This window comes from uncultured Brevundimonas sp., from assembly GCF_947305955.1.
In the GTDB taxonomy this organism is placed as follows: domain Bacteria; phylum Pseudomonadota; class Alphaproteobacteria; order Caulobacterales; family Caulobacteraceae; genus Brevundimonas.
Map to the genome: position 1 here is coordinate 1 of NZ_CAMZFB010000083.1, position 5422 is coordinate 5422.

5 protein-coding genes are annotated in these 5422 nt (G+C 62.3%); 4 read left to right on the plus strand and 1 reads right to left on the minus strand.

Annotation, left to right across the window (positions count from 1 at the left end):
* Nucleotides 1-351: 351 nt before the first annotated feature.
* Nucleotides 352-939 carry a GTP cyclohydrolase I FolE gene (gene folE / locus Q0Y42_RS13865; RefSeq protein ID WP_297804946.1) on the minus strand — a complete coding sequence of 196 codons (588 nt, stop codon included), beginning with the start codon at nucleotides 937-939 and terminating at the stop codon, nucleotides 352-354.
* Nucleotides 940-1082: 143 nt separating this feature from the next.
* Here folE and fliQ point away from each other — a divergent pair, with 143 nt between their 5' ends.
* The 4 genes from fliQ to cckA all read left to right on the plus strand — a co-directional run bounded on the left by fliQ (nucleotide 1083) and on the right by cckA (nucleotide 5343).
* Nucleotides 1083-1346: a flagellar biosynthesis protein FliQ gene (gene fliQ, locus Q0Y42_RS13870; RefSeq protein WP_297804949.1), complete on the plus strand. Its 264-nt coding sequence runs from the start codon at nucleotides 1083-1085 to the stop codon at nucleotides 1344-1346.
* A complete protein-coding gene (gene fliR / locus Q0Y42_RS13875; protein ID WP_297804952.1) occupies nucleotides 1346-2116 on the plus strand; it encodes a flagellar biosynthetic protein FliR in 771 nt (256 codons plus the stop codon). The genes fliQ and fliR overlap by 1 nt, the downstream gene beginning before the upstream one ends.
* Complete coding sequence (gene flhB, locus Q0Y42_RS13880; RefSeq protein ID WP_297804955.1) at nucleotides 2109-3185, plus strand: flagellar biosynthesis protein FlhB; 1077 nt, start codon at nucleotides 2109-2111, stop codon at nucleotides 3183-3185. The genes fliR and flhB overlap by 8 nt, the downstream gene beginning before the upstream one ends.
* An 85-nt stretch (nucleotides 3186-3270) precedes the next feature.
* A complete protein-coding gene (gene cckA, locus Q0Y42_RS13885) occupies nucleotides 3271-5343 on the plus strand; it encodes a cell cycle histidine kinase CckA (protein ID WP_297804957.1) in 2073 nt (690 codons plus the stop codon).
* Nucleotides 5344-5422: the final 79 nt, after the last annotated feature.

Consider the following 5422-nt stretch of genomic DNA (forward strand, 5'->3'; position numbering starts at 1 on the left):
TTTCGTTGCTGCTGGTCGTCGCGCATGCAGAAAGCAAGGCAGTAAAGGCGATGGCGGTCCAGAGATGCGGTCGTTTCATGCAGTTACTCCTTCGTATTGTCACTGTCTTTGCCTAAAACTGAACGAAGGAATTCTTCGCAGGTTTCGGCGTTATTTATGATCGCCTATAACTGCTGGTGTTGTATGGAGTTGCGTAAAGAACAGTTTCCGTAGGGAGCTTTTTCATAACTTTACGTATTGTTCTAAAGGCCAAAACAAAGGGCGGCTCCCTTAAGGGGCCGCCCTTCGCTTGTGGGTACTCAGCGCCGCGACGGTGTCGGTGACGCTGTTACAACTGAATAATGTGTGAGCTTAGCTCCGGACCAGTCGAAGGAATTCTTCGCGGGTGCGGGCGTCTTCTCTCACAGTCCCCAGCAGGCACGAGGTCGTCAAGCTGGAGTGGGGAAGATTTACACCTCGCATGGTCATGCAGCTGTGCTCGGCTTCAATCACAACACCGACGCCGTGGGGCTTGAGCACGTCCATGATGGCGTGGGCGATTTCCGACGTCATCTTTTCCTGAATCTGCAGGCGGCGGGCAAAGCCCTGGACCACGCGGGCCAGTTTTGAGATGCCGACAACGCGGTCGGTCGGCAGATAGGCGACGTGGGCGCGGCCGATCACCGGCAGCATGTGGTGTTCGCAGTGCGAGACAAAGCGGATGTCCTTGAGGACAACCAGCTCGTCATAGCCGCCGACCTCCTCGAAGGTGCGCTTCAGATATTCCTTGGGGTCGACATCATAGCCTTGGAATAGCTCGCGATACGACTTGGCCACGCGCTTGGGCGTGTCCAGAAGGCCCTCGCGGTCGGGGTTGTCCCCGGCCCAGCGGATGAGGGTGCGAACGGCGGCTTCGGCCTCTTCCTGAGAGACATCGGCGGGGTGCTGGTGATCAGTCATGGAAGCTCTTTAGGACAGACCGCGCAGTTTGGGGAGGGTCAACCGACACGGTTTTCCTTATCGGCCCTATAGGCTTGGCGGTGTGGTTATCAACTCGTTAACCATAGTGTCGGCATTTATTGCCTAGGTTAGCGGAGCGGGTCATGAGTGGCGCGGAAGTACTGGATGTGGGTCGGGACGCCTTGTGGCTGACGATCCAGCTGTGCCTGCCGGCGCTAGTGGTGGCTCTGGTTGTGGGTGTGGCGATCGGCCTGTTTCAGGCCCTGACCCAGATCCAGGAACAGACCCTGGTCTATGCGCCTAAAATCATTGCCATTTTCGTGTCGCTGTTGCTGTTCCTGCCGTTAATGGGCGCGCTATTGGGCGCGTTTATGCGGGACATCGCGGCCCGTATCGCGGGCATCTAGTGGAGCCCTACGCCACAGTGGATCAGGTTTGGGCGGGCGGGCTTTTGTTCGCGCGTCTGGGGGCCATGATCATGCTGATCCCCGGTGTGGGGGAGGGCTTCGTGCCCGCACGTATCCGTCTGTCGCTGGCGCTCCTGCTGGCGATGGCCCTGTTTCCGGTGGTCGGCCATACGCTTCCGGCCCTGCCTGCGACGACGGGCGGAATGGTGGGCTGGATACTGCGTGAGGTGGCGACGGGGCTGGCTATCGGGGCCATCCTGCGCATCTTCATGACCTCGCTGATGACGGCCGGCGAGATCGTCTCGATGCAGACGACGCTGGGCTTTTCGCAAACGGCCAACCCGCTTCAGGCCTCGCCCGGTTCGACCCTGTCGTCATTCCTGACCCTGCTGGGTTTGACGCTGATCTTTGCGACCAACACCCATCATCTGTTCATCGGAGCTATTGTTGGCTCTTACGAGATGATCGCGCCGTCCAAGCCGCTGATCGCGTCCGACTTCAGCGAGATGGCGGTCCGCACCCTGAGCCAGAGTTTCCTGTTGGGAGTGCAGCTAGCGGCGCCGGTTCTGGTGTTTGCGCTGGTGTTCAACCTCGCCTCGGGTCTGGTGGCGCGGGTGATGCCGTCGTTTCAGGTCTATTTCGCCGCGGCACCCTTGAGCGTGCTGCTGGGTCTGTCGGTTTTCGCCTTGAGCCTCGGCGTGCTGGGCACGGTCTTTATCGACCGCTATCGCGCCTTGGTCAGAGTCTTTGCGGGAGGCGCTTTTGGCTGAAGACGCCGACCAGGACTCAAAAACAGAAGAGGCCTCGCCACGAAAACTTCAGGAGGCGCGCAAAAAAGGTGACTTTGCGCGTTCTCCGGATATTGCCCAGACCATGGCGCTGGCCGTTGCGGCTGCTGTCCTTTTGTTGGGCGGCAGCTATTTCAGCCAGCAGATAGCGTCCGACCTGGTGCCGTTCCTGTCTCAACCGCATGCCATGTTGGGCGGGCTGGATGCGGGGGCAGGCGTCGAGATCGGCATGATGGCGCTGGGAGCCGTTGCGCCATTTCTTCTGGCGCTGATGCTGGCTGTGATTGTCGGCAGTGTGGTGGGCAATGTCGCCCAGTCGCAGGGCTTTATCTTCACCGCCGAGAAGATCAAACCCAAGCTGTCCACCCTGAACCCTATCAGCGGGTTCAAGCGCATCTTCGGGCCGGACGGGCTGGTCCAGTTTCTCAAGACCTTTATCAAGCTGTTGGCTATCGGTGCCGTCTGTTTCTGGGTGCTGAAGCCCCATGTGCGCGAGCTGGAAAATCTGGCCGCGATGAGCCCGATGGCCATCCTGCCGTTTGCGACCGAGCTGGCGGTAAAGCTGTTCGTGGCGGCCCTGGTTTTTCTGGGGCTGACGGCGGGGGCGGACTATATCTGGCAGCGCATCCGCTTTGCCCGCCGGATGCGGATGACCAAACAGGAAGCCAAGGACGACTTCAAACAGTCCGAAGGTGACCCGCATGTGAAGGCCAAGCTGCGCCAGATCCGCATGCAGCGCAGCCGCCAGCGGATGATGCAGGCGGTGCCGACCGCGACCGTGGTTGTCACCAACCCGACCCACTATTCGGTGGCGCTACGCTACAACCCCGATGATGGCGATCCGGCACCGGTCTGTGTCGCCAAGGGTGTCGATGCGCTGGCTCTGCGTATCCGCGAGATTGCCAAGGAACACGACGTGCCGATCGTTGAGAACGTGCCGCTGGCACGGGGGCTGTATGCGACGGTGGAAGTCGATGACATTATTCCCCGTGAGCATTTCGAGGCCGCCGCCAAGGTGATCGGCTTCGTCATGCAACAACGCAAACGGTGACGGCACTGTCCTGTTTCGAGACAGGATACGATTAAGTTTCATGCCCTAGAATGGCAGCAGGATGATTCGCTAAAGGCGAGGCGAGATGACAGTTCCCACTCCACAGGATCGGCTTCGCACGCGGATCGGGCGTCAGGCCCGCATTGATCCGTTGCTGTTGCTGATGGCGGTGGGATTCAGCGTGGCGGTCGGTGCCATTGCCTATCCGGCGTTTCGCGCCAATGCCCTGAGCGCACCCAGTCTTATTCTGGTGCTGACGGCGGGTATCGTGGCCACCATCGGCCTGATGGTATTTGGCCGTGGCGAGCGTAATCAGGCGCTGGGCGACACGGCTGTCGACATGCTGGACGCCATGGCCGAGCCGGCGGCTCTGGTCTGGGAGTCCGGCCATGTGCTGGCCTATAACGCCGCATGGGCCGAAGAGAATGGCGACCTGATTCACCTGCCGCGCGGCAAGTCGGGTCGTGCGCTCTATATGGCCTTTGCCCAGGCCCGCGAGGGCGAGCAGGGCCGCGCCATCGTCCAGATCGGTAGCCGCGAGAAGGAAGTCCTGATCGGTCTGGCCGGACAGGGCCGCTATCTGGTCCGTGCTGCGCCCGATGCCGTGCTGCCCATTTCGCCAACACCGAAACAGGGCGCGGTTCAGGCCATGCCGTCGGGTGAGGCCCGCGCCATGGCGGCGGGTGCACCATTTGGCTCTGCGGTCATCCGTGGCGACGACCTGTTCGCGGGCAAGGTCGAGGAGGCGAATGCCGCCCTGTCGCTGCTGACGGGGCCAGCGGCGTCGTCGGATGCCGCCTTTGGTCATCTGTTCGACGCCTCGGCGGTTGCGGAAGCGCGCACCAAGCTGGAAGCCGGATCATCCGGCCCGATCGAGCTGGTCGCCCGCGCCCATCCTGATCGCAGCCTTCACCTGTATGTCGCGCCCGAGGGCGATGGCCGCCGTATCTGGCTGTTTGACGTGACGGGTCAGAAGTCGATGGAGCTGCAACTCTCGCAGGCCCAAAAGATGCAGGCCGTCGGCCAGCTGGCCGGTGGTGTGGCGCACGACTTCAACAATCTGCTGACGGCAATCCAGCTTCAGCTGTCGGGCCTGTTGGAGCGCCATCCCGTCGGTGATCCGTCCTATGAAGGGCTGAACGAAATCCGCCAGACCGCCATTCGCGCCGCCGATCTGGTGCGTAAGCTTCTGGCCTTCTCGCGCAAGTCGACCGTCCGCCGCGAGCGCCTTGATCTGGGCGAGCTGGTGGGCGAGTTCGCTGTCCTGTTGCGCCGTCTGCTGCGCGAGGACGTGCGGCTTGAGACCGACTATGGTCGCGACCTGCCGTTGGTGCTGGCCGACAAGAGCCAGCTTGAGACGGCGGTCATGAACCTTGCCGTTAACGCCCGCGATGCCATGCGCGGTGTGGTCGAGCCGGGGGCAGGGGTGGTGACGATCCGCACCCGTCGCCTGACTCAAGCCCATGCCCGCGATCTGGGTTGGCGTGATGCACCCGAAGACGTGGCCCTGATCGAGGTGGCGGATACCGGACCGGGTGTGCCGACCGAGCTGTTGGACAAGATTTTCGAGCCCTTCTTCACGACCAAGGCGGTCAATGAAGGCACGGGCATGGGTCTGGCGACCGTTTACGGCATCGTCCAGCAGGCGGGCGGCCACATCACCGTCACCAATATCGAGGGCGCAGGGGCGGCCTTCCGCATCTTCCTGCCTGCCGCCTCTGCCGAGGAGCTGGTCGAGGTTCCGGTGGTGGAGAAGGTCGCCAAGGCTCCGCGCGATCTGTCCGGCGCTGGCCGTATCCTGTTCGTCGAAGACGAGGCGGCTGTTCGCGGCATCGCCGCCCGCCTGCTGCGCCAGCGCGGCTATGAGGTGATCGAGGCCGAGGACGGTGAAGAGGCACTGGTACTGGCCGAGGAATGGTCGGGCCAGATCGACATGCTGATTTCGGACGTGATCATGCCGGGGCTGGATGGCCCGTCGCTGCTGCGCAAGGCGCGGCCGTATCTGGGCGATGTGCCGGTGCTGTTTATCTCGGGCTATGCCGAAAGCGACTTCTCCGACCTGCTTCAGGACGAGGTCGGTGTGAGCTTCCTGCCCAAGCCGCTGGACATCAAGTCACTGGCGGAGCGGGTGAAGCAGGAGTTGCACGCCGACGCCTGAGCGACGTCGACGGAGGCCGTTTAGACGCGGAGTTCGAAGCGCCAGTCGTCGAGCGAGGCCGAGGCGCTGCGGCTGCGGG

Bases quoted from the DNA above. Each gene is read 5' to 3' on its own strand.
- cckA (WP_297804957.1), top strand. From the start codon at position 3,271: ATGACAGTTCCCACTCCACAGGATCGGCTTCGCACGCGGATCGGGCGT.
- fliQ (WP_297804949.1), top strand. From the start codon at position 1,083: ATGAGTGGCGCGGAAGTACTGGATGTGGGTCGGGACGCCTTGTGGCTG.
- folE (WP_297804946.1), bottom strand. From the start codon at position 939: ATGACTGATCACCAGCACCCCGCCGATGTCTCTCAGGAAGAGGCCGAA.